Annotated in this window: 2 protein-coding genes; one reads left to right on the top strand and one right to left on the bottom strand. The window is 22.4% G+C overall.

Annotation, left to right across the window (positions count from 1 at the left end; genetic code table 4):
- A partial coding sequence (locus C6B38_RS10110) for a hypothetical protein (RefSeq protein ID WP_162475892.1) occupies window positions 1-366 on the top strand: 366 nt, incomplete at its 5' end.
- 31 nt (window positions 367-397) lie between these two features.
- Here the strand turns inward: C6B38_RS10110 and C6B38_RS05405 are convergent.
- Complete coding sequence (locus C6B38_RS05405) at window positions 398-916, bottom strand: lipoprotein (RefSeq protein ID WP_105298928.1); 519 nt, start codon at window positions 914-916, stop codon at window positions 398-400.
- Window positions 917-978: the final 62 nt, after the last annotated feature.

Below are 978 nucleotides of genomic sequence, written 5' to 3'. Positions count from 1 at the left end.
ACTAATGATATTCAAACATTTAAGACTGGTAAAACTAATGGTTTACCAAGTGGAGATTATCCAAATACCTATTTTGCCTATCAAAATAGAGTAATAATTAAATTCTTATTACAAATAACAAAATTATCTAATAACGATAATGATAAAATTAAAGAAACATATTTACAAGCATATTATACAAATGATATGAAATTAAAAATTATATTTGTAAAAGTATTATTTGCTAAACTATTAGGACAAATAATAACTCATTGAAAATATTKAGGTAATGATAAARATATAACAATAGATATTAATGCTTTGGGTGTATTAAATATGGGAAATACTAGTGATAATCCTATTAAAATTACAATTAAACCAAATTAAAAAAACAAAAAGAGATTATTAAATCTCTTTTTTATTCTTCATTAACTTTTATATTACCCTCATTATCAACAACTAAATCAGGTTCTTGTGTATCTAAATTTCAACGATAAACTGATTTAAAATGACTATTATTTTTATCATCTATCCATATTTTTATTGGTTTATATCCTCAGTCTTGTTTTTCACCTATTAATAGTCCATAAATAACTTTGTTTTTAGGGGGAAAAAATTGCAATTCAAAATTATTGAATTTATCAATAGTTTTAAAATTATCACTTTTAAATTTAACAATTCTTCAATTATCCTTTTCATTACTACGCCATACTACATAATATCATTTATTATCAACTGTATTAAATGGTTTTTCTTGTGGTGCTATTCATTCTAAATTATTTTTAATATTTTCATCAGCTGTATCTATTTTATTCTTTTCTTTTAGTTCTTTTAATTCTTCGGATGTATATTCTTGTGGTGCATTACAAGCAACTACATTTGTTGTGCTTGTTCCTAGTAAACTAATTGCACCTATTATACTTAATAATCTTTTCATTTCTATTTGCACCTATTATACTTAATAATCTTTTCATTTCTATTCTCCTTCTTTATTTATTA

It is taken from the genome of Spiroplasma sp. ChiS (genome assembly GCF_002968355.1).
Taxonomy (GTDB): Bacteria; Bacillota_I; Bacilli_A; order Mycoplasmatales; family Mycoplasmataceae; genus Spiroplasma; species Spiroplasma citri.
The sequence above is the reverse complement of the archived record's forward strand: the minus strand, read 5'-3'. Positions and strand labels throughout refer to the sequence as shown.